This is a genomic window from Weissella cibaria KACC 11862, assembly GCF_000193635.1.
In the GTDB taxonomy this organism is placed as follows: Bacteria; Bacillota; Bacilli; order Lactobacillales; family Lactobacillaceae; genus Weissella; species Weissella cibaria.
On the sequence record NZ_AEKT01000004.1, the window covers coordinates 34,343 to 59,331 of the forward strand.

At 46.2% G+C, this 24,989-nt stretch carries 17 protein-coding genes and 4 tRNA genes; 2 read left to right on the top strand and 19 right to left on the bottom strand.

Features of this window, described 5'->3' with window-relative positions; all coding sequences use genetic code 11:
* Positions 1 to 66 precede the first annotated feature (66 nt).
* Positions 67 to 1,872 carry a M3 family oligoendopeptidase gene (locus ESE_RS0100430; protein WP_010369475.1) on the top strand — a complete coding sequence of 602 codons (1,806 nt, stop codon included), beginning with the start codon at positions 67 to 69 and terminating at the stop codon, positions 1,870 to 1,872.
* Between the two features lie 45 nt (positions 1,873 to 1,917).
* Here ESE_RS0100430 and ESE_RS0100435 read toward each other — a convergent pair whose 3' ends face one another.
* The 6 genes from ESE_RS0100435 to ESE_RS0100460 form a co-directional block, all read right to left on the bottom strand.
* A complete protein-coding gene (locus ESE_RS0100435) occupies positions 1,918 to 2,418 on the bottom strand; it encodes a hypothetical protein (protein WP_010369478.1) in 501 nt (166 codons plus the stop codon).
* Between the two features lie 201 nt (positions 2,419 to 2,619).
* Positions 2,620 to 3,882, bottom strand: coding sequence for a chloride channel protein (locus ESE_RS0100440; RefSeq protein WP_010369481.1), 1,263 nt, complete (start codon positions 3,880 to 3,882; stop codon positions 2,620 to 2,622).
* A 153-nt stretch (positions 3,883 to 4,035) separates the two neighbouring features.
* Entirely contained in the window at positions 4,036 to 4,878 is an 843-nt protein-coding gene (locus ESE_RS0100445) for a hypothetical protein (RefSeq protein WP_010369485.1), read from the bottom strand.
* Positions 4,879 to 4,896: 18 nt separating this feature from the next.
* Positions 4,897 to 5,298: a helix-turn-helix domain-containing protein gene (locus ESE_RS0100450; protein WP_010369488.1), complete on the bottom strand. Its 402-nt coding sequence runs from the start codon at positions 5,296 to 5,298 to the stop codon at positions 4,897 to 4,899.
* Positions 5,299 to 5,435: 137 nt separating this feature from the next.
* Positions 5,436 to 6,284, bottom strand: a complete 849-nt coding sequence (locus ESE_RS0100455; protein WP_010369490.1) for a methyltransferase domain-containing protein — start codon at positions 6,282 to 6,284, stop codon at positions 5,436 to 5,438.
* Positions 6,271 to 6,864: a TetR/AcrR family transcriptional regulator gene (locus ESE_RS0100460; RefSeq protein WP_010369492.1), complete on the bottom strand. Its 594-nt coding sequence runs from the start codon at positions 6,862 to 6,864 to the stop codon at positions 6,271 to 6,273. The genes ESE_RS0100455 and ESE_RS0100460 overlap by 14 nt, the downstream gene beginning before the upstream one ends.
* A gap of 120 nt (positions 6,865 to 6,984) precedes the next feature.
* Here ESE_RS0100460 and ESE_RS0100465 point away from each other — a divergent pair, with 120 nt between their 5' ends.
* Complete coding sequence (locus ESE_RS0100465) at positions 6,985 to 7,860, top strand: NmrA family NAD(P)-binding protein (RefSeq protein ID WP_010369495.1); 876 nt, start codon at positions 6,985 to 6,987, stop codon at positions 7,858 to 7,860.
* A gap of 140 nt (positions 7,861 to 8,000) precedes the next feature.
* Here the strand turns inward: ESE_RS0100465 and ESE_RS0100470 are convergent, their stop codons facing one another.
* The 13 genes from ESE_RS0100470 to serS all read right to left on the bottom strand — a co-directional run bounded on the left by ESE_RS0100470 (position 8,001) and on the right by serS (position 24,989).
* Complete coding sequence (locus ESE_RS0100470) at positions 8,001 to 8,522, bottom strand: GNAT family N-acetyltransferase (RefSeq protein WP_010369498.1); 522 nt, start codon at positions 8,520 to 8,522, stop codon at positions 8,001 to 8,003.
* Positions 8,523 to 8,905: 383 nt separating this feature from the next.
* The gene (locus ESE_RS12200) at positions 8,906 to 9,055 is read right to left on the bottom strand and encodes a hypothetical protein (protein ID WP_010369502.1); all 150 of its coding nucleotides are present in this window, start codon (positions 9,053 to 9,055) and stop codon (positions 8,906 to 8,908) included.
* A gap of 154 nt (positions 9,056 to 9,209) precedes the next feature.
* Positions 9,210 to 10,409, bottom strand: coding sequence for an iron-containing alcohol dehydrogenase (locus ESE_RS0100485; protein ID WP_010369504.1), 1,200 nt, complete (start codon positions 10,407 to 10,409; stop codon positions 9,210 to 9,212).
* A gap of 529 nt (positions 10,410 to 10,938) precedes the next feature.
* Positions 10,939 to 11,220 (bottom strand): hypothetical protein, encoded by a 282-nt coding sequence (locus tag ESE_RS0100495; RefSeq protein ID WP_010369513.1) that lies wholly within the window; start codon positions 11,218 to 11,220, stop codon positions 10,939 to 10,941.
* 214 nt (positions 11,221 to 11,434) lie between these two features.
* A complete protein-coding gene (rpoC, locus tag ESE_RS0100500; RefSeq protein WP_010369515.1) occupies positions 11,435 to 15,091 on the bottom strand; it encodes a DNA-directed RNA polymerase subunit beta' in 3,657 nt (1,218 codons plus the stop codon).
* 158 nt (positions 15,092 to 15,249) lie between these two features.
* Positions 15,250 to 18,864 carry a DNA-directed RNA polymerase subunit beta gene (gene rpoB / locus ESE_RS0100505; protein ID WP_038228707.1) on the bottom strand — a complete coding sequence of 1,205 codons (3,615 nt, stop codon included), beginning with the start codon at positions 18,862 to 18,864 and terminating at the stop codon, positions 15,250 to 15,252.
* Positions 18,865 to 19,131: 267 nt separating this feature from the next.
* The gene (locus ESE_RS0100510) at positions 19,132 to 21,630 is read right to left on the bottom strand and encodes an ATP-dependent Clp protease ATP-binding subunit (RefSeq protein ID WP_010369521.1); all 2,499 of its coding nucleotides are present in this window, start codon (positions 21,628 to 21,630) and stop codon (positions 19,132 to 19,134) included.
* Between the two features lie 2 nt (positions 21,631 to 21,632).
* Complete coding sequence (locus ESE_RS0100515; RefSeq protein ID WP_010369523.1) at positions 21,633 to 22,109, bottom strand: CtsR family transcriptional regulator; 477 nt, start codon at positions 22,107 to 22,109, stop codon at positions 21,633 to 21,635.
* A 246-nt stretch (positions 22,110 to 22,355) separates the two neighbouring features.
* Positions 22,356 to 22,428: transfer RNA gene (locus ESE_RS0100520), tRNA-Arg, on the bottom strand.
* A 37-nt stretch (positions 22,429 to 22,465) separates the two neighbouring features.
* A tRNA-Gly gene (locus ESE_RS0100525) sits at positions 22,466 to 22,538 on the bottom strand.
* Between the two features lie 6 nt (positions 22,539 to 22,544).
* Positions 22,545 to 22,617 (bottom strand) — tRNA-Thr (locus ESE_RS0100530).
* Between the two features lie 21 nt (positions 22,618 to 22,638).
* Positions 22,639 to 22,720 (bottom strand) — tRNA-Leu (locus ESE_RS0100535).
* 985 nt (positions 22,721 to 23,705) lie between these two features.
* The gene (gene serS, locus ESE_RS0100540) at positions 23,706 to 24,989 is read right to left on the bottom strand and encodes a serine--tRNA ligase (protein WP_010369527.1); all 1,284 of its coding nucleotides are present in this window, start codon (positions 24,987 to 24,989) and stop codon (positions 23,706 to 23,708) included.

Genomic DNA, 24,989 nt, shown 5'->3' on the forward strand with positions numbered 1-24,989 from the left:
TTATCATCAACACTCAAGATTGTGTGCTAAACTATTAGAAAACAATGAGAAACACAAGGAGTACCTATGGCCTATTCATTAAACTGGGATCTTGACCCAATTTACCCTGGTGGTATTACATCACCTGAGTTTGCTGCCAAGCTCACGTTGCTTGACGAACAAATCAAACAATTCGCTGCTGACGTTACCGCCTATGATCGATTCACAGATACTGATTTCAGTCAGTTTATTGCGTTAGTTGATGCCGCTCAGACAATCCGTTCTGGTTTGGGAACGGTTGCCCTATTCGTGAACGCATTATACTCAGCTGATTACACCAATCCTGTGTATCGCCCATATCAAACTAAGGTGTCACAACTTGACGTGGCTTATCAGGCACCTTTAAACGCCTTCGCTAAGTTGTTGACATCATTTGACGACGACACTTTTGCGAAGGTCCTGACATTGCCAGGCGTTAATGATGTGGCGTTCCATTTGAATGAGTTACGCGATGACGCGTCACGTTTGCTCGACGACCGTGCTGAGGAATTGCTAAATAACTTGCGGTTGGATGGTTTGCAAGCCTGGTCTGAACACTACGACACGATTTCAGCAGGTCTAAGCATGACGTACACTGACGAAAACGGGGCGGAACAAGCTTTGTCAGCCGGTCAAGCATTGAACCAACTGGATGGTTATCCTGATAACACAGTTCGAGCGAACATTATGGCTAATTATGAAAAGATGTGGGGCACGGCTGAAAACTTGGCCGCCGATACCATTAATCACTTAGCCGGTTCACGTCTAACAGAGCAACATGCCCATGGGTATGCTGATCATTTGGAACAACCGCTTGAGTTGAACCGCATGTCACGTGCCACGTTGGATGCCATGTGGCAAATGGTTGATGATAACAAGCACATGTTCAAAGCCTACTTTGACCGTAAGAAAGCTTTACTTGGTTTGGATGAAATCGGTTGGCAAGATCAAGTCGCACCGATTACCAACTTAGGTGATTATCAGCCAACTACCCTGACATATGATGAAGCAGCAGCCTTTGTGATTAAAAACTTTGGTAAGTACTCACCAAAGATGGCCGCCTTCGCGCAACATGCCTTTGAAAATCAATGGATTGAAGCCGAAGACCGCCCTGGTAAGACGCCTGGTGCTTGGATGGAAAGTGTGCCTGATATTCACGAGTCACGGATTATCACGACGTTCACAGGATCGGTTAACGACGCGGCTACCATCGCGCACGAAATTGGGCACGGTTTCCACTCTTCTGTCTTGACCGACTTACCTGTTTGGCGTGACGGTTATGCGATGAACGTTGCTGAGACAGCCTCAACGTTTGCCGAAATGCTGATTGCGGATGCTAATGTTCAAGCAGCCAAGACTGATGCAGAAAAGGTCGTGTTGCTTGATGCCAAGATGACCAACCCAATCGCGATGTTCTTGAACATTCACGCTCGATTCATCTTCGAGGATAACTTCTACAAAGAACGCGCTAACGGCTTTGTGCCAGCTGCCCGTTTGAACGAACTGATGGATAACGCCCAACAAGTTGCCTTTGATGGTATTTTGGATAAGCGTCACCCACACTTCTGGGCATCAAAGTTGCACTTCTTCATTGATGATGTGCCATTCTATAACTTCCCATACACATTCGGTTACTTGTTCAGCCAAAGCATTTACGCTTGGGCACAAACGCAAGCTAATTTTGAAGAAGCGTACATTGCCCTGCTACGCGATACAGCTAACATGTCAACCGAAGAATTAGCCCAAAAGCACCTAGGTGTCGATTTGACAAAGCCAGACTTCTGGCAAGCCGGTGCCGATTTGGTTAAGAAAGACATCGACGAATTCTTGGCGTTGTCTGAACAATTTATCTAGATATTTCCAAAAAGACTCAGCGCGATTGTGCTGAGTCTTTTTCATTTACGCACAACTTAGAACATTTGGCGTAAAGGCAATGGTGGCCATGATAATTGCAATAATCGTAAACTGCCACCAAGTTCGCAAAATTTTCAATTGCCACATCAGCCATCCGAACAACCCGATTGCCAATAGTGACAATACGATTTCGACACTCATTACCCTCTCTTGTTGGCGCATCAACAGTAGTACGACGCTTTCAACACCAAATGGCAGCCACACAAGTTGATTACATAACAGGACGCCACTCAACGTCAATTTCCGTTGAGGTCGCACAAGCATGAGTGCACCCCACAAAATAACGCCTAGCAATGAGGTCGTTAACACATACATCACCAGCGCCAACCCGATCAACATGGATTGATGTTCACGCAAGACACCATCAGTCCCCATTGTTGCCCGCATTTGACTTGTATTTATCCAAAATTGGCCGACCAATAGGGACAGCAGTGTAAGAGCACCCCACTTGCTGAGTCCGACCTTATTTTCCTGATATGTAAACATTGATCATCCTCCCCGCGATTTGATTTGAGTATAGCTAAATCGGTGACCCACGATAATATCGTATCGATAGCAAATCGGCGACAAATATCACAGTCGAATATCATTGTTAAGGTGGTACAAATTATCCCCACTACTTAGCATTATGTTTGATGTAACAAAAAACGGAATTACATCATCCCCTGACGTAATTCCGTTTGTCTGTTATTTTTTCAAAATTAACTTAGACGTTGTAATCGCCAAAACAACCGATAGTCCCATTGGCAAAAGCGCTGAGTAATCCATGTGCGTCACTTCAAACATCATAAACAATGCCATCAGTGGCGCTTGTTGCGAGGCTGACAACAAAGCCGTTGCCCCGATAACCGCCGCCTGATCAATCGATGCGCCTGGCATCATCATGACGTAGACAAAGCCCAAGATGGCACCAAATGATCCACCAATTCCAATCGATGGCGCCAGCGTACCACCATAGGCACCCGCTTTCAGCGTGAAGACTGTAATGACCGCTTTCAAAATCATGCCAATTGCGAGCATCCCAATCAGCTTCGTGCTTTCATTGTTAATCGCCAATTCAGCTAGACCACGCCCATTTCCCATAATCTGTGGGAAGAAGTAGGCCACGATACCCGTTGCAAGGGCGGCTAATGGCAGTTGCCACAAAACTTGCACTCGCTTAGCTTTCGCCTTGCCGCCTGCCCACTGGAACGCCTTGCGGAAATAGGCTCCCGCAATTCCCATAATTGGGCCAACCACAATAACGAATGGCAACATCTTCAAATCAAAATGCCGATCAGCCACAAAATAATAGGGGTGAAAGCCCTTGATTGACGCACCAACTAACATGGCAATCAATGACATACCTAAACTAACTGATACGGAACGCTTCGATACGTTCTTGTGCAGAATCTCCACCGCAAACAGCATTCCCGTAATCGGCGCAATATAGATTCCCGCGAAACCAGCGCCGGCTGCTGCGGCAATCAACAAGCGACGGTCATCTGCTGTTAACGTATCAAGGTGCCACTTGGCCAATAGCATTTCCCAACGTTGGGCAAGCAAGGCACCCATTTCACGTGGCGCTAGTTCACGCCCAACTGAACCACCGGTTGCCACATAAAATACCTGAGTAACAGCGTGAAGGATTGACGCACCCAATGGCATCGTCTCACCTTCAAGTGCTTTATTAATCCCTACTGTTGGCTTCATCTTCGTTTGCACAATGAACCACAAACCAGCCGCAATAATTCCACCAATTGTGACTGACAACAAGCGTTGCGTCCCAGCTGCATGAATGGCAACAGGCACCAACGTATTCTCCTCAAACCCCAAGAAGAAATGCTCAATCACATCTAAAAATAGACTTAGTACGACAGAACTCAGTCCCACAATTACCCCAAGTACCACAGTAGATAACGCCAAGACCCCCATCTTTTGACGCTCAGTATAAGTCTCCGATTGTTCCATCGTTACTACCTCATCTCAACAATAATTACAAAAAGTCATTATAACACGTTAGTTAACCCTGCTCCGGAATTCCGGCAATTGATCTGACGCATGTCAATTAAAAAAACAGTTATCCAACACCTAATTGGCGTTAGATAACTGTCAATATCATCACTATTCAACAACGTAGACACGTTCATCAATTAAATCAAATGACGTGTGGTGAGCATTTAATGCCGCCACTTCATGTAACGTCGCCTCTTGCCAAAAGACATCTGAATCCGTCGCACCATCTTTTTCGCCGATGACCAATAAATCAAAATCAAAGCGATATCGGTTATCGCGGATATACTGTAAGACTTGCCAGTCAGCGTCCGTGGTATCGGGCGCCCAACTCATAATCACGGTGGCCACGTTTTCGCCGTAACTATCCAACGCCGCAATCGCATCTAAGTTTTCAACGTCAGTAACTGGCTTGGCAGTCGTTGGATCTGGTTGCGTACGCCAGTCCTCATTGTCAGTCGCAATAATCGTTTGCGCTGGGGAAACTGCGCGAAGTCCAGCCGAAATATAACCATGGCCCGCCATAATTTCTAGGACGGGTAGACCATTTGTGTACGCTGACAGATCTTGAATAAACGCGTTCGACACATACGCATACATACTAAAGTACTCGATTAACGCATCTCGCAAATGACGGAGCATAAAATCAACGTCTGCCAACGGTTCCGTCAAAGTTTGCCAGAGGGCATTACCCTTCGTGGCGTCGTTCGGATATGTTTTTAAAACATATTGTTCTAATTCTGCCACCACCGACTCTGGGATTTCCATAGTCGGTAACGCACTTGGTAAGAGCCCATTATTTAAATCATTAATCGTCGCCACGGCTTGTTCAATCAAGTGCTTGATGGTGGGGATGTTTTGATAACGGTCCAAATATGGCAACAGCTCACTAAGATAATCTATCTCAGTGAGCTGTCGGCCAGATCCAAACCGAATTGTTTGGTTCGTTGTCATATCGTTTCCTCTAATTGGTTAGAAAAGACTCTCTTGATGGTTACTTCGCACATCGTCATCTGACGTAAACGAAACTGGGTTCAAGTATGAATTAACATACTGGAAAATATCAAACCGTTGCTGGTCAGTCAAAGGCTTACCGTTAAAATCGATTTCCTTACCTGACAGGAACAGCAAAGACAAATCCGTCTTCTCTGACATGGCGCGACCAACCAGAAAATCCATAGATACATTAAAGAAGTCCGCTAACTTGCGTACTTCAATGTACGATGGTGATCGATCACCACGCTCCCAGTTTCCGATTTGCGCGGCTGTATTTGGTTTTTGCCCCGGCTCGAGATGCTTATTCATCTCTTCTGCCAAGGTTTCCAATGTGATATTGCGTCCTTTACGCAACTCACGCAGACGATCTGGAAACATGTGCGTTGTACTCCGTTCTCACTAAAATAATCGTAAGCCGCGTTAAACGCCGTTTACTTCTCTATTTTAACGAACATTCAACTATTTTTCCACACCCAAATTGTGGATAAAGGCTTATTTTATCCACACGCTGTGAATTACTGTTTCACTGTCAAGACAACCACGTTAACTGTCACAGCTGGCAAGGGGGTTGCTTCCGCTGCGGCTTGGGCTTCTGGCCGAGCTCCCCAGTGAAGTGGCGTCATGTGTAACAGGTCAACATACAGGTCCGCTGGAATTGGCCATTGATAAGAAATTTCTTTTTGTGTAGCCGTAGGATAGTTCTCCATAAAGCGATCAACCACTTTTTGGTTACTGTAAGTATGATTTGGTGAATCAACTGGATAAAGCATTTCACGTAATTCATGCAAGTAACCTGACGCTGGTACGACTTTGACCAACGTTCCCTCAGGCGCCAGGACACGCTTGAATTCTTCGTACGCACTTGGTGAAAAGAATTCAACGATACTATCAAAACTATCGTCATTAAATGGCAAGTTCGCCAAATCTGCAACCGCAAAGAACGCGTCCGTCTCAAGCTGCGTCGCTAGGTTAACCCCTGCCTTTGAAATATCAAACCCAATCCCAGTGTCGATGTTGCCACGCTTCGCAAGTAACCGGGCAAACGGCGTTCCCTCACCCGTACCGACATCCATAATGCGTTGGGCAGTCGTTGGCAATGCTTCATTGACAGCATCGACAATGCCATCAAATAGTCCAGCCGTTAGCACCCGACGACGCGCTGCCAACATAGCATCATCGTATTCCGTGTTCACCGCGTGGTTCAAAAAGTAGAGTGTGCCCTTCTTATTGATATCAAGCCGGTGGTTATGCGCACAAACCAAGCTGTTGCCTTCTACGTGATCATAGGGTTCACCGTCAACGGTACAACGGAACATGTCGAGATGTTCCGTCACGAAGTGTGTCCCTTTTTCAATTTTCTTCATGTCGTTCCTCTTTCATCGCTAACCAAAGCATGGCATATACTTGGTCAAAGTCTGCTTCATTTTCCGTCGTTAAAGCCCGTTGTCGGACATAAGTCACAATCGTGCTAAAAGCCATCGTCATAAATACCTGGACTGGCATGTTGCGCAAGTCGCCCTTTGCAACACCTGCTTGCAACATGTCTGCGACAATATTTTGCTGGGCATCTGCCGGATCGGCAGGTGTTGTGTTAAAGACTGGGCTATCTGGTAATTGCTTAATTTGTGACACAGTTGTTAACGTGTCTGGTTTAGTTACCGCGATATGATACAACATTCGTAACCACGCACGCACTTGACCAGCAGTCGTTGGCTCAGCGGTAATCATCGTTGTGATTGATTGCCGCATAATCGCCTGTTCATGTTCAAACACCTGCAACAACATGTCTGATTTATTTTTAAAATAAATGTAGATATTTGACTGCGAAATGCCAACGGCTTTGGCAACTTTAGTCGTTGATAGACTGGCCGCACCTTCCGTCACAATAATCTTAATGGCAGCCTGAATAATCGTCTCATATTTTGTCTCGTCTTTTTTCTTCATGCTATTAATATAAACGCTTTACGTTGAAACGGCAATGTTGACAAAAGATAAGTCTATCTCTTATACTGATTACACATTAAAGATAAGTCTATCTCTTAAAGAGAGTGAAGGAGAATTATTATGAAAATCGCGATGCTTGGATCCCTCGGAAACATTAACCGGGTTGTGATTCCCGAATTAATTGCCGCTGGGCACGAGGTTACTGTAATGACCTCATCAGCGGAACGAGTTGCGGGTATTGCAGAATTGGGTGCCCACGCAGTTGTTGGTGATATCACTGATTTGGACAGCCTTGTAGCAACTTTAACTGGTGCTGACGTTGCTTATCTCATGTTGACTGGTCGCGCCAACGGTAGCTTAGTTGCTCACGGAGAAAAAGTTGGCCAGTTGTTTAAAAGCGCTTTGCTAAAGACTGGTGTGACCCGTGTCGTTAATTTGAGTAGTGTCGGTGCTGACCAGGGTCCTGAAATCGGCGCTTTGTACGTTTACAATATCATCGAGAAGATGCTTGCAAGTTTATCAATCGACATCACGTTCATTCGTCCAGTAGCGTTTTACGGTAACTTAATGAGCACCATTCAAACAATCAAAAATCAACAAGCCATTATCAATAATTTTCCTGCTAGTCACCGCAATGCCTACGTCTGGCCAGCAGATATCGCAGCGACCGTTGTTGACGCCATTTTGCACCCAGTTGCTGGTAAAACGGTTCGTTATGTCGTTTCAGATATGTTTACTGGCGACGAACTCGTGGCCGCTTTGCGTGAGACCTTGGGCCTGCCTGAGTTGAAATGGGTTGAAATTTCTGACGAACAAGCTTTGGCCAACATGACAGCTGCGGGGATGCCTGAAGCTGTTGCGACTGAATTTGTTAAGTTGGGCGCATCACAACGTTCTGAAACGGCGTACACTGATTTGTTAACCCACCTACCTGAATTTGGCGCGTTCAAATTGGCTGATTTCATGCCAATTTACAAGGCTGCCTACGAACGCTAAAAAAGTCTGGGACACAATTCTCTGTCTCAGACTCAAAAGCCGCCAATCTCCCGATTTAAAATCGGAGGACTGGCGGCTTTTAAACGTGTTCCGAAAGGCTGAACCCTTAATATAACGCCTCTCGTCTCACTCTCTTTAATTTACTCAGGTGCATCCAAATCAAGATCATACGCGACCCGATCACCAGCTAATTGGCCACGATAGGTAAAGCCACGTCGCGCGATGATTGCCTGCATCTTTTTATTCTTGGCATGGGTATCAATGCGCAGATACGTTAGTCCTTTCGTCCGGGCTGTTTCAAATAAGTGCGTAAATAGCGCTGTAGACAGATGGTAGCCTTGATGTTGGAAAGATACCGCCATTCGATGAATAATGGCATATGGACGTCTTTTCGTGGGATATAACCACCGACCGCCCTGAAGGCGTTGGTAGTTCACATCCTTTTCTTGCCATAAGGTTGCGGTTGCGACAACTTCATCGCCAAGTAATAACACATACGCATAACCTTTTGCGATATCTGCTTTGATAATTTCTGGGGATGGGTAACCATTATCCCACTGTGGATTCTGGTCAATCGACATCACGGCCTTTGCATCTGCAATAATTTGCCAGATGGCATCGGCGTCAGCCATGGTCGCCTGTCGGTAAGTTATTGTTGCCATTGGTAGTCCTCACTTCCGTCGAGTAGTACCATTATACGCCGGATTAATCCCATAATTCCCAACAGTTTCGTCACAACTAACGCGCATAATAACATCAGTCATAATAATGATTCGCGGTGAATCCCATCACCGCGCCTTCTTTCACCACCAGGTACTCCTTGCCTGGTGGTTTTTTACATGCTAAACGCCGTGGAAATCAGCACCCAAAGGACAATTAGTACCCCAATTCCTAACAGAAATAGCCCCAAGTAAAACCAAGCTGTTACTATAAACAGTAACAATGCCCATGGCAGTAGCAATATCTTTTTAATTATGTCCCACATAACGAACCTTATCTCCCAATTATAGAAGTCCAGACCACTAATCTGTTCATATTTTTAAGTCTACTTCTTATCGTGATCAGCTAATAATTGCATTAAATCGTGATGATCATGTACAAATTTCTTAATCGCCGTGTCATTTAGTTCATCACCCCTTAGTCGATCCAGGGATTCTTTCTTTCCGCGTTTCAATAAATCGTCATGTTCATCCATTAACTGACTAACTCCTTATTCCAATAACAATACAATCTAACATCAATTAAAATCAATCATATATATTACACCAATTCCAAAGATATGATAAGTGCAAAATAAAAATGCTACACGGCCAGTCATCTCGACTGCCATGTAGCATTTTTAATAACAATTAATCTTCGAAACCATCTGTCGTCATTGATGCTTGGTACAAAGCCACAACATCATCGACCGTCAAGTTCACGTAACCACCTTCTTGGTCCAAACGACCAATCTTAACAGCTGATTCAGCCATTGCACGGAAGTTCGTGTCATCAGTGATTTCGACACCTTGCAACGTCATTGGAATGTCCAAAGACTTAATCCAGTCATACGTTGCTTGGATTGCCTTTTCAGCAACCACTTGATCGTCATCGCCTTGAATTGACCAAACGTTGCGACCGAAACGGGCGAACTTAGCAACCGTTTCAGCTGACAAAGCACGCTTCATCCAACGTGGCGTCAAAATTCCCAAACCAACACCGTGAGTGATGTCGTAGTAAGCTGACAATTCGTGCTCGATAGGGTGCACTGTCCAGCCGTTTACGTTACCTGAACGAACCAAGCCGTTCAAGGCCATCGTTGACGCCCACATCAAGTTAGCACGTGCTTCATAGTGGTCAGGCGTTGCCAAAGCAACTGGCGCCCACTTGATAACTGCACGCATCATGCCTTCAATCATACCGTCTGAAATATCCGTATCGTTTGCACGATCGAAATATTGCTCAGTCAAGTGTGAGAAAATGTCGAATGAGCCAGCGGCTGTTTGCCACTTAGAAACTGAGTACGTCAATTGTGGATCCAAGAATGACACAGCGGGTGTGTTTGGTCCGTACGTACCAACCTTGACCTTTAGCTCTGGGTTTGAGATAACAGAACCAGGGTTCATCTCAGTTCCCGTTGCAGCCAATGTCAAAATGTCGACAACTGGCAATTGATCAATGTTTTGACGTGACTTGGCACCGCGGTCGGCCACCAAATCCCAAGCGTCACCATCATAGAACTTAGCTGATGCAATGACCTTAGATGCGTCAATAACTGATCCACCACCAACAGCCAAGATAACATCGATATCGTGTTCCTTAGCCAAACGTTGTCCTTCGCGAACTGAATCGATCTTTGGGTTTGGAGCGATACCTGTCAATTCGACAACGTTCAACCCTTCCAAAGCCTTCATCACACGCTCATACAAACCTGAACGCTTAATTGACCCACCACCGTAAGCCAACAAAACATTTTGACCATATTGCGCAACAGCGTCGTGCAATTCCTCGTCAATGTGGTTCTTTCCAAAGCGAATATCCGTCTTATTTACAAAGCGAAAATCTTCCATCTTAACATACCTCCGTTATTCGGTAGCTCAACCAATATTGCAAGAGTATACTATACACCTTAAACCATGGTTCAAGTCAAGTCACCACTTTTACACGGTCGCCACATATTATTCAAATTTCGACTATATGCTAACAGTATTGGAGGTACCTCATGAGTCGCAAAGCACGCTTATTACTAACCATACTCTGGGTGGCCGGACTACTCGCCGGGTTCAGCAGTGGTCAACTCTACCGCATTGCTCATCCTAAGCAGATAACTGATGCTTCATAGCTCGTTTTAACAGCTGGCCAAGCTGATACTACTATTAAGAGAACACAAAAAAAGAGCACCGGCGCTCCTGATACACAACAGTACATCAAGAAGGTCTATGCTCATTTACATATCACTGATTCAGTTGGCATGACCGCCATTGCCTCACCCTCAGCAGACGGTCCCTATGGCGCTCACAGTGTTATTTTATATAACGATGCGAATACGACACCTGCGCGTTATTACGTCTATCCAGATGGCGACGTTCGGGCTGATGTTTAATAATTCAACGCGACCTCAGCTAGATTAAGTGCCAATGACGCAAAGAATACAATCGCAAGCACTGATCCCGTTGCAATGCTTAGCGCAGCTGTCCGGCGACGGAGCCGGGTCAATGTATTACCGTTAACGGTATCAACGGTCAATGCCATCGTCGCACATCTATTAACCACGAACGCAGCAGCAAAAGCAATAATCAAGACTGCGAATGGCAACTGGTGGACAGCCCAGGTCACATCATTTACAAATTGTTGAAATCCAAAAGTTAAGACATCATGCATCTTAAAATTCCCCCTCTTTAACAAATCCCTCTTCTAAGAATAGATTACCAAAAAGGGGCCGGATAACAAATAGGTGAGACAATTTAAAATTTATTATTTCACAAAATAATATACAGTGACAGATTTGCTGACCAACACAAAAAAGCACTTTAACGAGATTCGCATCACGTTAAAGTGCTTTTTGTTTTGAACTACAACCAGCGATTAACCGAAATTAGTCGTTGTGCAAGTTCATTGAATTCTCAATATCAGCGATTGAAGGAATCTTCGTACCCTCTTCAGTTGATACCACAACAGGATCTGCAACGACCTTGTCTTCGATAGCTTGGTATTGCTTCATACCAGTACCGGCTGGAATCAACTTACCGATGATAACGTTCTCCTTCAAACCAACCAATGGATCGTTCTTTCCACGGATAGCAGCGTCCGTCAAGACACGAGTCGTCTCTTGGAATGATGCAGCTGACAAGAATGAGTTCGTCTCCAATGATGCCTTGGTAATACCAAGCAAAACTGGACGTGCTGTGGCTGGCAAGCCACCCTTCAACAACGTCTCTTCGTTAGCATCACGGAATTGCGCGATATCCATCAACGTACCTGGCAACAAGTCCGTCTCACCCGGATCCATGACACGAACCTTACGAAGCATTTGGCGAGCCATAACTTCGATGTGCTTGTCAGAGATCTCAACACCTTGCATACGGTAAACCTTTTGCACTTCACGCACAATGTAGTTTTCAGTAGCCAATGTGTCTCGAACTTGGATGATTTCCTTAGGATCAGCTGAACCTTCGTTCAACGTCTCACCACGGTGGATTTGATCACCTTCAGCCACACGCATGCGTGCAGTCATAGGCAACGTGTAAGTACGCGTATCCGTCTCACCTTGAACAGTAACTTCCTTAGTGCGTTCTGCTGGGTTTTCTTCAATTGAAGTAATCTCACCAGTAACTTCAGTAATCATTGCACGACCCTTAGGGTTACGTGCTTCAAAGATTTCTTGCACACGAGGAAGTCCTTGCGTGATATCGTTTCCGGCAACACCACCGGTGTGGAACGTACGCATAGTCAATTGCGTACCTGGCTCACCGATTGATTGTGCGGCAACAGTACCAACAGCTTCACCAACTTCAACAACGTCACCAGTAGCCATGTTACGACCGTAGTCGTATACGCAGACACCGTGTTCCGTGTTGCAAGTAAAGGCTGAGCGAATGTTAACAGTCGTAACGCCGGCTTCAACAATGGCCTTAGCCTTGTCTTCGTCGATCATTTCGTTGTGGGCAACGATAACTTCACCAGTCGTTGGGTTAATAACGGCCTTTTGTGCGTAACGTCCCAAAATACGCTCATACAATGACTCAATGACTTCGTTACCGTTCATGATGGCTGAAACATCCAAACCACGATCAGTACCACAGTCAAGCTCACGAATGATAACGTCTTGCGCAACGTCAACCAAACGACGAGTCATGTAACCTGAGTCGGCCGTCTTCAAGGCCGTATCAGTCATACCCTTACGAGCACCGTGAGTTGAGAAGAACATTTCCAAAACTGACAATCCTTCACGGAAGTTGGCAATGATAGGCAACTCCATGATACGTCCGTTAGGCGCAGCCATCAAACCACGCATACCAGCCAATTGCGTAAAGTTAGAAATGTTACCACGAGCTCCTGAATCCGACATCATAAAGATGTTGTTATCAGGTTCGAAGTGTTCAATCAGCTTTGACGTGATGTCATCCTTCGCTTGGTTCCAGATGGCAATAACACGCTCATAACGCTCATCGTCAGTAATCAATCCACGACGGAATTGCTTAGAAACAGTAGCGACTTGCTTGTGAGCTTCTTCGATGATTCCTGGCTTTTCCTTCAAGTCAGTAACGTCGGCCACACCAACCGTCAAACCAGACTTAGTTGACTCATCGTAACCCAAGTCCTTCATGCGGTCCAATAGCAATGACGTTTCCGTAACCTTGTAAATCTTGTAGACTTCGGCAACGATGTCTGACAAGTAACCCTTCTTGAATGGAGGCAAGATTGGCGTCTCGGCAAAGTGTGCCTTGATGTCAGTTCCTGGCTCCATGAAGAAGCGATCGTCAATGGCGTGCAAGTTAGCCTCAGTTGGCTCGTTCAAGTATGGGAAGTCGACTGGCAAGATGTCGTTAAAGAACAACTTACCAACAGTCGTCGTCATGATACGTGAACGTTGCTCGTCAGTGAATGGCTTCTCTGCAGGGAATGAAGACGTTTGGATTCCAATACGCGTGTGCAAGTGCACATACTTGTTTTGGAAGGCCGTGCGCGCTTCATTAATATCCTTGAAGATCATACCTTCACCTTCACGACCAGCTTCTTCAGTCGTCAAGTAGTAGTTACCGATAACCATGTCCTGTGATGGGGCCACGATAGGCTTACCATCCTTAGGTGCCAAGATGTGTCCAGCGGCAAGCATCAACAAACGAGCTTCGGCTTGGGCTTCATCTGACAAAGGAACGTGGATGGCCATTTGGTCACCGTCAAAGTCGGCGTTATAAGCTTCAGTAACCAATGGGTGCAAACGCATCGCCTTACCTGAAACCAAGACAGGCTCAAACGCTTGAATTCCCAAACGGTGAAGCGTTGGTGCACGGTTCAAAAGAACTGGGTGCTCCTTGATAACGTCTTCCAAGACGTCCATAACAACTTCGTCACGACGGTCGATCATACGCTTAGCGGCACGAATGTTACCAGCCAAGTCACGAGCAACCAATTCCTTCATGATGAATGGGCGGAACAATTCCATAGCCATTGGACGTGGCAATCCCATTTGGTTCATCTTCAAGAAAGGACCAACGTCGATAACTGAACGTCCTGAGTAGTCGACACGCTTACCAAGCAAGTTTTGACGGAAACGTCCTTGCTTACCCTTAAGCATGTGTGACAATGACTTCAATGGACGGTTACCAGGACCCGTTACAGGACGTCCGCGACGACCGTTGTCAACCAACGCGTCGACGGCTTCTTGCAACATACGCTTTTCGTTTTGAACGATAATGCCAGGTGCGTTCAACTCCAACAAACGCTTCAAACGGTTGTTACGGTTGATAACACGACGGTACAAATCGTTCAAGTCAGACGTTGCAAAACGTCCACCTTCCAATTGCACCATTGGACGCAAGTCAGGTGGGATAACAGGAATAACATCCATAACCATCCACTCTGGCTTGTTACCAGACTTAACGAAAGCTTCGATGATGTCCAAACGACGAACGGCGCGAACACGCTTTTGACCAGTGGCCTCACGCAATTCTGCCTTCAACGTTTCAACTTCAGCTTCAAGATCAGCATTTGCCAACAACGTTTGTACAGCTTCAGCACCCATACCCGCTTCAAAAGCGTTACCGTATTCGGCCTTCAACTCACGGTACTCACGTTCTGACAACAATTGCTTCTCAGTCAAAGGTGTATCACCGGCCTTAGTAACCACGTATGATGCGAAGTAGATAATCTCTTCCAATGAACGTGGTGACATATCCAAGACCAATCCCATACGTGATGGAATTCCCTTGAAATACCAGATGTGTGATACAGGAGCGGCCAACTCAATGTGACCCATACGCTCACGACGGACCTTTGATGACGTTACTTCAACGCCACAACGGTCACAAACGATTCCCTTGTAACGAATACGCTTGTACTTTCCGCAAGCACATTCATAATCCTTGGTAGGTCCAAAGATACGCTCGTCGAAAAGTCCATCCTTTTCTGGCTTGAGCGTACGATAGTTGATTGTCTCAGGCTTCTTAACTTCACCATAAGACCAGCTGCGAATCTTGTCTGGACTAGCCAATCCGATTTGCATGCTTTCAAACTTATTGACATCAATCAATGGTTTGACCCCTTTCGTAGGTTCCTATATACAATCCAATCCAGCACTTCTCTATGTCCGTGCTTACTGCATTCGAACCCAGTCAAATCCAGTAAGCACGAACCTAGCGAGGTGCTAGGTTGGCTAACAATCTATCATAAGGCGACCAAGCTTAACGCTTAGTCAGCATCACTCAAGTTTACGACTTCATCAGTCTTTGGCGCAGCAGTTGCTTCAGCACCGTCAGCAGCAAATTTCTGTGCCAAACGTTGTGCTTCTGCGTTCGCTGCTTCGATGTTAACGATTGAATCGTCTTCATCCATGTCGCGCAATTCGATCTCACGATCATCTGCGTCCAAGACCTTCATGTCCAAACCAAGCGCTTGCAATTCCTTAACCAAGACACGGAATGACTCCGGAACACCTGGCTTAGGGATTTGCTCACCCTTAACGATGGCCTCGTAAGTCTTAACACGACCAACAACGTCATCTGACTTGTACGTCAAGATTTCTTGCAACGTGTGCGCAGCACCGTAGGCCTCAAGGGCCCAAACTTCCATTTCACCGAAACGCTGTCCACCAAATTGCGCCTTACCACCAAGTGGTTGTTGCGTAACAAGTGAGTAAGGTCCGATTGAACGGGCGTGCATCTTGTCGTCGACCATGTGGGCCAACTTCATATAGTGCATGATACCAACTGAGACACGCTTGTCGAAGGCTTCACCAGTACGTCCATCGTACAAGATCGTCTTACCGTCAGCTGGCAAACCAGCTTCCTTAATTGCGTCCCAGATATCTGAGTCACGGGCACCGTCGAAGACAGGAGAAGCGATGTGGATACCCAATTCACGGGCAGCCATACCCAAGTGCAATTCAAGCACTTGTCCGATATTCATACGTGAAGGCACACCCATTGGTGACAACATAATGTCGATAGGTGTTCCATCAGGCATGAATGGCATGTCTTCTGAAGGAACGATAACAGAAACCGTACCCTTGTTACCGTGACGTCCGGCCATCTTGTCACCAACTTGAATCTTACGACGTTGGGCAATGTAGACACGAACCATCATGTTAACACCAGGTGCCAACTCGTCACCGTTTTCACGAGTAAAGATACGAACGTCTTGAACGACTCCGCCTCCACCGTGAGGAACACGCAATGACGTGTCACGGACTTCACGAGCCTTCTCACCGAAGATGGCGTGCAACAAACGCTCTTCAGCTGATAGCTCAGTCACACCCTTAGGCGTAACCTTACCAACCAAAAGATCACCGTCTTCAACTTCAGCACCGATACGGATAATACCGCGCTCGTCCAAGTTCTTCAATTGCTCTTCACCTGTGTTAGGGATTTCGCGAGTGAACTCTTCAGGGCCAAGCTTCGTATCACGCGCCTCTGATTCGTATTCTTCAATGTGAATTGACGTGTAAACATCATCGCGGATCAAACGTTCGTTGATGATGATGGCATCTTCGAAGTTATATCCTTGCCAAGTCATGAAGGCGATCAATGGGTTTTGTCCCAAAGCCAACTCACCTTGCTCCATTGATGGACCATCGGCCAAAACTTCGTCGGCATCAACTGCATCCCCAACCTTAACGATTGGACGTTGGTTGTAGTTCTTACCGGCGTTTGAACGACGGAACTTCATCAATTCGTACTTATCAAGTGAACCATCTTCGCGACGGATGCGGATTTCGCGACCGTCAACATACTCAACCGTACCAGGGTACTTTGCGATAATCGCAACACCCGCGTCGTGGGCAGCCTTGTATTCGATACCCGTACCAATCAATGGTGCGTGTGGATCGATCAAAGGAACCGCTTGACGTTGCATGTTGGCACCCATCAAGGCACGGTTTGAGTCATCGTTTTCCAAGAAAGGAATTGCGGCCGTGGCAACGGCAACAATTTGCTTAGGTGAAACGTCCATGTAGTCAACTTGGTCGATAGAAACTTCGACGTTTTCATCACCCTTACGAGCCAAAACAACGTCAGAAGCAAATGATCCATCTTCGTTCAAAACTGAGTTACCTTGGGCAACGATGAAGTTATCTTCTTCGTCGGCCGTCAAGTAGTCAATCTTGTCCGTAACCTTGTGCGTATCCCAGTCAACACGACGGTATGGTGTCTCAATGAATCCGTAACGGTTAACACGACCGTACGTAGCCAATGAGTTGATCAAACCGATGTTAGGACCTTCAGGCGTTTCGATAGGGTCCATACGTCCGTAGTGCGTGTAGTGCACGTCTCGGACTTCATAACCGGCACGGTCACGAGTCAAACCACCAGGTCCCAAGGCTGAAAGACGACGCTTGTTCGTCAATTCTCCAAGAGGGTTAGTTTGGTCCATGAATTGTGACAATTGTGATGAACCGAAGAACTCCTTAACAGCTGCCACAACTGGGCGGATGTTAATCAATTGTTGTGGTGTAACCGTATCTGGGTCTTGGATAGACATACGCTCACGAACCACACGCTCCATACGGCTCAAACCGATACGGAATGTGTTTTGCAACAATTCACCCACACGACGGATACGACGGTTACCCAAGTGGTCAATGTCGTCCGTTGCGCCGATGCCCAATGGCAAGTTCAAGAAGTAGTTCATACCAGCGATGATATCAGCTGGTTGGATCGTACGAATTGACTCGTCAAATTGACCGTTACCGATCACTGGCAAAGTCTTTTCTGGATCCTCTGGGTTTTCAACCAAGATTGTTTGCAACGTCATAGGCGTCGTCACAACACCTTCGTCTGAAGGCGTAAATGTCGTCGTCTTAAAGTCGTCACGATCTAGGTAAGGTGCCAAGTCGGCCATAACCTTCTTGTCGATTAGCGTACCCTTTTCGGCGATAACTTCACCAGTTTCAGGGTCAGCCAACGTTTCACCCAACGTCAAGCCCATCAAACGCGTCTTCAATGACAACTTCTTGTTGATCTTGTAACGACCAACTGGTGCCAAATCGTAACGCTTTGGGTCAAAGAAGCGCGCTGTCAACAACGCACGTGATGAATCCGCCGTCTTTGGCTCACCTGGACGCAGACGCTCGTAGATGTCCTTCAATCCTTCTTCGACACGAGAGTCGTTGATATCCTTGTGAACATCCTTATCCAACGTCAATGAGATTGAATCGTATTGGTCACCCAAAATTTGCAAAATCTCTGAGTCAGATCCGTAACCCAAGGCACGAACCAATTCAGTGATTGGCAACTTACGCGTACGATCAATACGTACGTAGCTCAATCCCTTGGCATCTGTTTCATATTCCAACCAAGCACCACGGCTTGGGATGAAAGTCGTTCCATAGTTAGGACGACCATTCTTATCCAATTCCTCGTTGTAGTACACACCAGGAGAGCGGACAAGTTGTGAGACGATAACACGCTCAGCTCCGTTAATGATGAACGTACCTGATGGCGTCATCAATGGGAAATCACCAAAGAACACATCTTGTGACTTAATTTCACCAGTTTCTTGGTTCGTCAAGCGCAACGTTACGTGCAATGGTGCTGAGTAATTAGCATCGTGGTTACGTGCTTCTTCTACTGTGTACTTAGGCTCCATGAGCTTATAGTCCACAAATTCCAATGACAACTTACCTTGGAAGTCCTCGATTGGCAAAATGTCCGTAAACATTTCGCGCAATCCTTCATCCAAGAACCAGTTGTATGAGTCCGTTTGGATCTCAATCAAGTTAGGCAAATCAAGGACTTCCTTGATTCGTGCGTAACTACGACGAACACGGTGCTTACCGTACTTTACAAGCGTTCCTACCAAGTTTTCCACCTCGCTTTGATTTGGCCAACTGCGCACACCAGTTTCTTTACAGTTTGATTACAATATCTGTTTTTTACCGGTTTTTGAGTGCAAAAAAGACAACGGCATTTCCATTGATGAAAACACCACTGCCCTTGCTATAAAGGCATTCAGGGACAATATTTCCTGCCTGCCGTTGTCTATGCACAATTAAACTACCTTATAGTATACAAGAAAAAGCAAGTAATATCAAGATTTTAAACCTTTGTCAATACTTGCTTTTTCAATTTATTGTGTTTATTCTGTGACCGCTTCTTGACTGTTCGTCTTTGACTTCACATTAATTGTGATTTCGCCACTCTTAGCACCGATCGTGACAACATCATTCGTCGTCACCTTACCAGCCAATAACTCTTCAGACAAACGATCTTCAACCTTCGTTTGCAACGCACGACGGATTGGACGTGCGCCATACTCTGGATCGAAGCCAGCCTTAGCAACCACATCAATGGCCGCTGGCGTAATCTTCACGTCAAAGCCTTGATCAGCGATACGCTTCAAGACTGACTTGGCCATCAACTTCACGATTTGGTGAAGTTCTGGCTTCGTCAATGAGTGGAAGACCACAATTTCATCAATACGGTTAATGAATTCCGGACGGAACGTCTCACGCAACGTCTTACGAACCGTCTCATTCATCGCATCGTAATCCTTTGACTTATCAACGGCACCAAAGCCGACTGACTTTTCATCACGAACACGAGTTGCACCCAAGTTAGACGTCATGATGATAATCGTGTTACGGAAATCGACCTTACGTCCCTTGGCATCCGTCAAGTAACCATCGTCAAAGACTTGCAACATCAAGTTGTAAATATCAGGGTGCGCCTTTTCAGCTTCATCCAATAGCACAACTGAGTATGGGTTACGACGAACCTTTTCAGTCAATTGGCCACCTTCTTCGTAACCAACGTAACCAGGTGCTGACCCGACCAAACGGCTAGCTGAGTATGCTTCACGGTATTCAGACATATCAACACGAATCATGTTGTCTTCTGAACCAAACATAGCTTCAGCCAAAGCCTTGGCCAACTCAGTCTTACCAGTACCCGTAGGTCCCAAGAACATAAACGTTCCAATTGGACGTTGTGGATCCTTCAAGCCTGAACGTGCACGACGAATTGAACGGGCGATGGCTGATACCGCTTCATCTTGCCCAACAACACGGTTGTGCAAAACCTTCTCCAAGTTCAACAAACGCTCTTGTTCTGACTTCTCCATTTGCGTTAGTGGAATACCAGTTTGCTCTGAAACAACTTCTGCAATATCATGCGTCGTAACTTCAAGGTCATAACTAGCTGACCCTTCTGGTTGTTCAGCATCACGATCTGCGATGTACTTATCAACCTTCTTCTTCTGGGTCATTTCCTTCTTACGCAATTGAGCTGCCAATTCGAAATCAAGCGCTTCGATAGCGGCATCCTTTTCAGCGCGGATGGTTTGCAACTTTTCCTCAAGCTTAGCCAACGGCGTCTTGTGACCAGAACGGTCAATGCGCACCTTGGCAGCTGCTTCATCCATGATATCGATAGCCTTGTCAGGCAAGAAGCGATCCGTCACGTAACGAACTGACAACTTAACAGCATCAACTACTGCGTCATCAGAGATGGCCACTTGGTGGTGTTGCTCGTAACGACTCTTCAAGCCCTTCAAGATTTCAATCGCATCAGCTTCAGATGGCTCGTCAACTTGCACTTGGGCAAAACGACGTTCCAAAGCAGCATCGGCTTCAATGTACTTTTGGTACTCATCCAAAGTCGTCGCACCAATCGTTTGCAATTCACCACGGGCCAAGGCTGGCTTCAAGATGTTTGACGCATCAATCGCCCCCTCAGCACCACCGGCACCAATCAACGTGTGCAACTCATCAATGAACAAGATCACATTGCCATCGCGTTGGATTTCGTCGATAACCTTCTTCAAGCGGTCTTCAAACTCACCGCGATACTTTGTTCCAGCGACCAATGACCCCATATCTAGCATCATCAAACGCTTCTTTGCCATGTCAGCTGGCACTTCGCCAGCGACAATCTTTTGGGCCAAACCTTCAGCAATCGCCGTCTTACCAACACCAGGCTCACCAATCAATACTGGGTTGTTCTTTGTGCGACGTGACAAGATTTGAATAACACGCTTCACTTCAGCAGAACGGCCAATGACAGGGTCCATGTGGTGATCACGGGCTTGTTGTGTTAAATCACGGGCCAATGAATCCAACGTTGGCGTACCTTCTTGTTGACCTTGTTGGTTACCACGACGGCTACCCCGGGCGTCCTTCTTACGCGCTGTATCATTAATACCCAACTTGCGCAAAATGACACGACGCATCTCACCTGGGTTAGCATCCAATGCAATCAAGATACGTGATGACAAGATTGAGTCATCAGCCAACAATGCCAACAACATGTGCTCCGTGCCGACACGACCTTGTTGCATGTTACGCGCTTCTTCACCAGCTAATTGCAACACTTCACCAGCCTTTGGTGAGTATGGCAAGTAAGCTTCCTTTTCAGCGCGTGATAGCGTACCGTAACCCGTAAAGCGTTCAATTTCCTCACGAATATCATCATCAGAAATATTAAATTGTTGCATTACCTTGCTGGCAATACCCTCTTTTTCAATCGCCAAGGCCAAAAGCAAGTGCTCCGTCCCAACGGCTTGGTGCTTAAAATACTTTGCTTGTTCTTGTGCCAAAACTAAAACGTTCTTTGCACTAGGTGTGTATTGATTATCCATAATTATTTACGCTCACTTTCAAACCGTAATCGGTTTAATAATTGACGCAGCAATTGTCCGCGTAGCTGTCCGGCCATCCGGGCATCCCCTACCGCTAATGCTTCCTTTGATAACATCGTTAATACAATCTTACCTTCCCGTTCAGTTAACAGTTCATCCCGGTATAAGCTTTCGATGATGTCGGTTGCTTCGCGTACGCTCACTACCTCTGAGAGACTTTGAATCAATTCTTCTATAAAACGTGGGTCAGTCCGTAGCGGAATTTGGACAATCCGAATATATCCACCGCCACCACGTTTTGACTCCACTATATAGCCGTTTTGAATCGTAAAACGTGTCTTAATGACATAATTGATCTGCGACGGCACGACATCGAAACGTTGTGCGAGTTCAGATCGACGAATTTCAATTTTCTCTGATTGCCGCAAAATCTGTTTCAGATACGTCTCGATAGCATCTGACATGTTTTGATCAGCCATGCGCGTGCCCCCTTGACCAATGTTGACATTATTATAAAACGCACTGCTTTGCAATGCCAATAATTTGTCGTGGTTTTCGCACACTTTCTGTAAGTTTACCATTACTCACAGTTTCTAAACAAAATTTTTCACAGATTTCCGCATACCCATACTGTAACAAATAATTATATCGATTCGACACGTATTCATTGGTAAAAACACGACAGAAAAACCACCAAGAAATATCTTGATGGTTTTTCCAATCGATGGGCCTAGCAGGACTCGAACCTGCAATACCCGGTTCGTAGCCGGGGTGTTTATCCAATTAGCATATAAGCCCAATAAATATTTAATTTGATTCTAAATCTAGAATCAGAAGCGAACAACGGGATTCGAACCCGCGACCTCTACCATGGCAAGGTAGCGTTCTACCAACTGAACTATATTCGCATCAAATGCCGACTACTGGATTCGAACCAGCGACCCCTTCATTACTAGTGAAGTGCTCTGCCAGCTGAGCTAAGTCGGCATGTCTATCGTAAACCGATAATACGGATGACAGGAATCGAACCTGCACGCCCGAAGGCACTGGAACCTAAATCCAGCGCGTCTGCCAGTTCCGCCACATCCGCAACAGACGTCTTCAAGTTATTCGCTTGAAACAACTTTTATATAATAACAAGTTTCGAATTAAGTGTCAACACTTTTTTAAAACTTGTTTTATCAAGTGGAACGCTTGGCAGCGGTCCGGTAGGCATGTCGCCTTACCACTCGATATATATTACTCGCTTCCGCCCAGTTTGGCAATACTTTTTTCATAAAAAAATAAACGTTTTGTGTCGACGCGTTGCGTCGAGGTATGGCAGGTGGTTGGGGTGGCGGTGCTCCGTCCTTCAATATAAGCTGGTGGCGACGGAGTCCCGTTCTCACTAAGTCTCAGCGTATTTCGGCGCCTACCGGCTTAAAATCCACTGCTACTAAGTGATTCCTGGTGCTCCTTCCTTCGCTTTATCACCGGCTAATATCGCAGGATCTCCGCACCACCACCCCAACCACCCGCCATACCAGCAACCGAGATATTCTCTATCAATTTCGATATTCATCTCTATGGACCGCAGGCACACACTAAGGAACCATGGATTTGCTAGTAAACATTATCGATCATTCAGCTCATTGGCGATTTTCGAACCAAAGTATTGCAACCATAAAATTCCCAGTCGAATTAACGCATTCCGGTTAATTCGACTGGGAATTTTTTCGTCTATCGCTAACTATGTCAGTTATCAGGTTCACGCATTTAATTCTCGGTGGATGATTATCACAGACAGACAAGAACATATCGGCTGCTGGCATGGGAGTTCAGCACTATCGGAGCGTTCAAATCGGGGCAACATGCCGCATGGCCAGCGCTATTCAGGTAAGCCCATATAGGACTAAAGGATTAGGGGGAATTATTTGCCCCGCTGAATGGCGCCTGTGCCATTCGGTTGCCTCAATTTGAACTTTGCCGAAGATAGCGCTGAACTCCCATGCCTCGACGCAACGCGTCGACACAAACCACCAACTAAAAAGCCCAACAACCAAAACCTGATTGTTGAGCTAAAATAATGTTTAATTTTACAACGTGTCTTCAGGAACGATCTTGTCTGCGCCAAAGTATGGACGTAGCACTTCTGGAATCGTCACTGTACCGTCTGCGTTTTGGTAGTTTTCCAAGATTGCGGCAACTGTACGACCAACTGCCAACCCTGATCCGTTCAACGTGTGAACGAATTGCAACTTACCTTCTTCATCACGGTATTGAATACGGGCACGACGCGCTTGGAAGGCCTCTGTGTTTGATACAGATGAAATCTCACGGTAGATGTCTTGTTCAGGCATCCAAACTTCCAAATCGTATGTCTTCGCAGCTGAGAAGCCCATGTCTCCCGTTGACAACGTGATCACGTGATATGGCAAGTTCAACTTTTGCAAGATGTTTTCAGCATTGGCCGTCATATCTTCCAAAGCTTGGTATGATTGCTCAGGCTTCGTAAACTTAACCATTTCAACCTTGTTGAATTGGTGCATACGAATCAATCCACGCGTGTCACGACCAGCTGAACCGGCTTCTTGACGGAATGATGGTGAAACGGCCGTTACAGAGTATGGCAACTTGTCAGCATCAATCACTTCTTCACGGAAGTAGTTCGTCAAAGGCACTTCAGCCGTTGGAATCAACGTCATGTCTTCGTTTGTGCCGACACGATAAGCATCTTCCATAAACTTAGGGTATTGACCCGTACCAAACATGGCTGCGTCCTTAACCATGTAAGGCGTAATCATTTCCTTGTAGCCTTCCTTTTGGTGCTCGTCCAACATGAAGTTGTAAACGGCACGCTCAAGACGGGCACCTTGGCCAACGTAGTAGACGAAGCGAGCGCCAGCAACCTTAGCACCGCGCTCCCAGTCCAAAATACCAAGGTCTTCACCAATTTCGTAGTGTGCCTTTGGCTTGAAGTCGAATGATGGGATTTCACCCCAAACACGCTCTTCACGGTTAGCTTCTTCATCCGCACCAACTGGAATCGTTGGGTTTGGCAAGTTAGGGAAGTGCAACATGCGGTCTTGGATAGCTTCGTCGACCTTAGCGACCTCTTCATCCAATTCCTTAATCTTGGCAGACACCGTTTGCATTTCAGCAATAACATCTGACGCATCTTCCTTGTTACGCTTCTTCAAACCGATTTCGTCAGACACCGTGTTACGGCGGGCCTTCAACTCTTCCGTTTGTACCAACAACTCACGACGCTTAGCATCGTCAGCTACCAAGGCGTCCACTTCCGCAGCATCGACACCACGCGTGGCCAAACGTTCCTTTACGCTTTCCGTTTCATTACGGATCAACTTCATATCTAACAT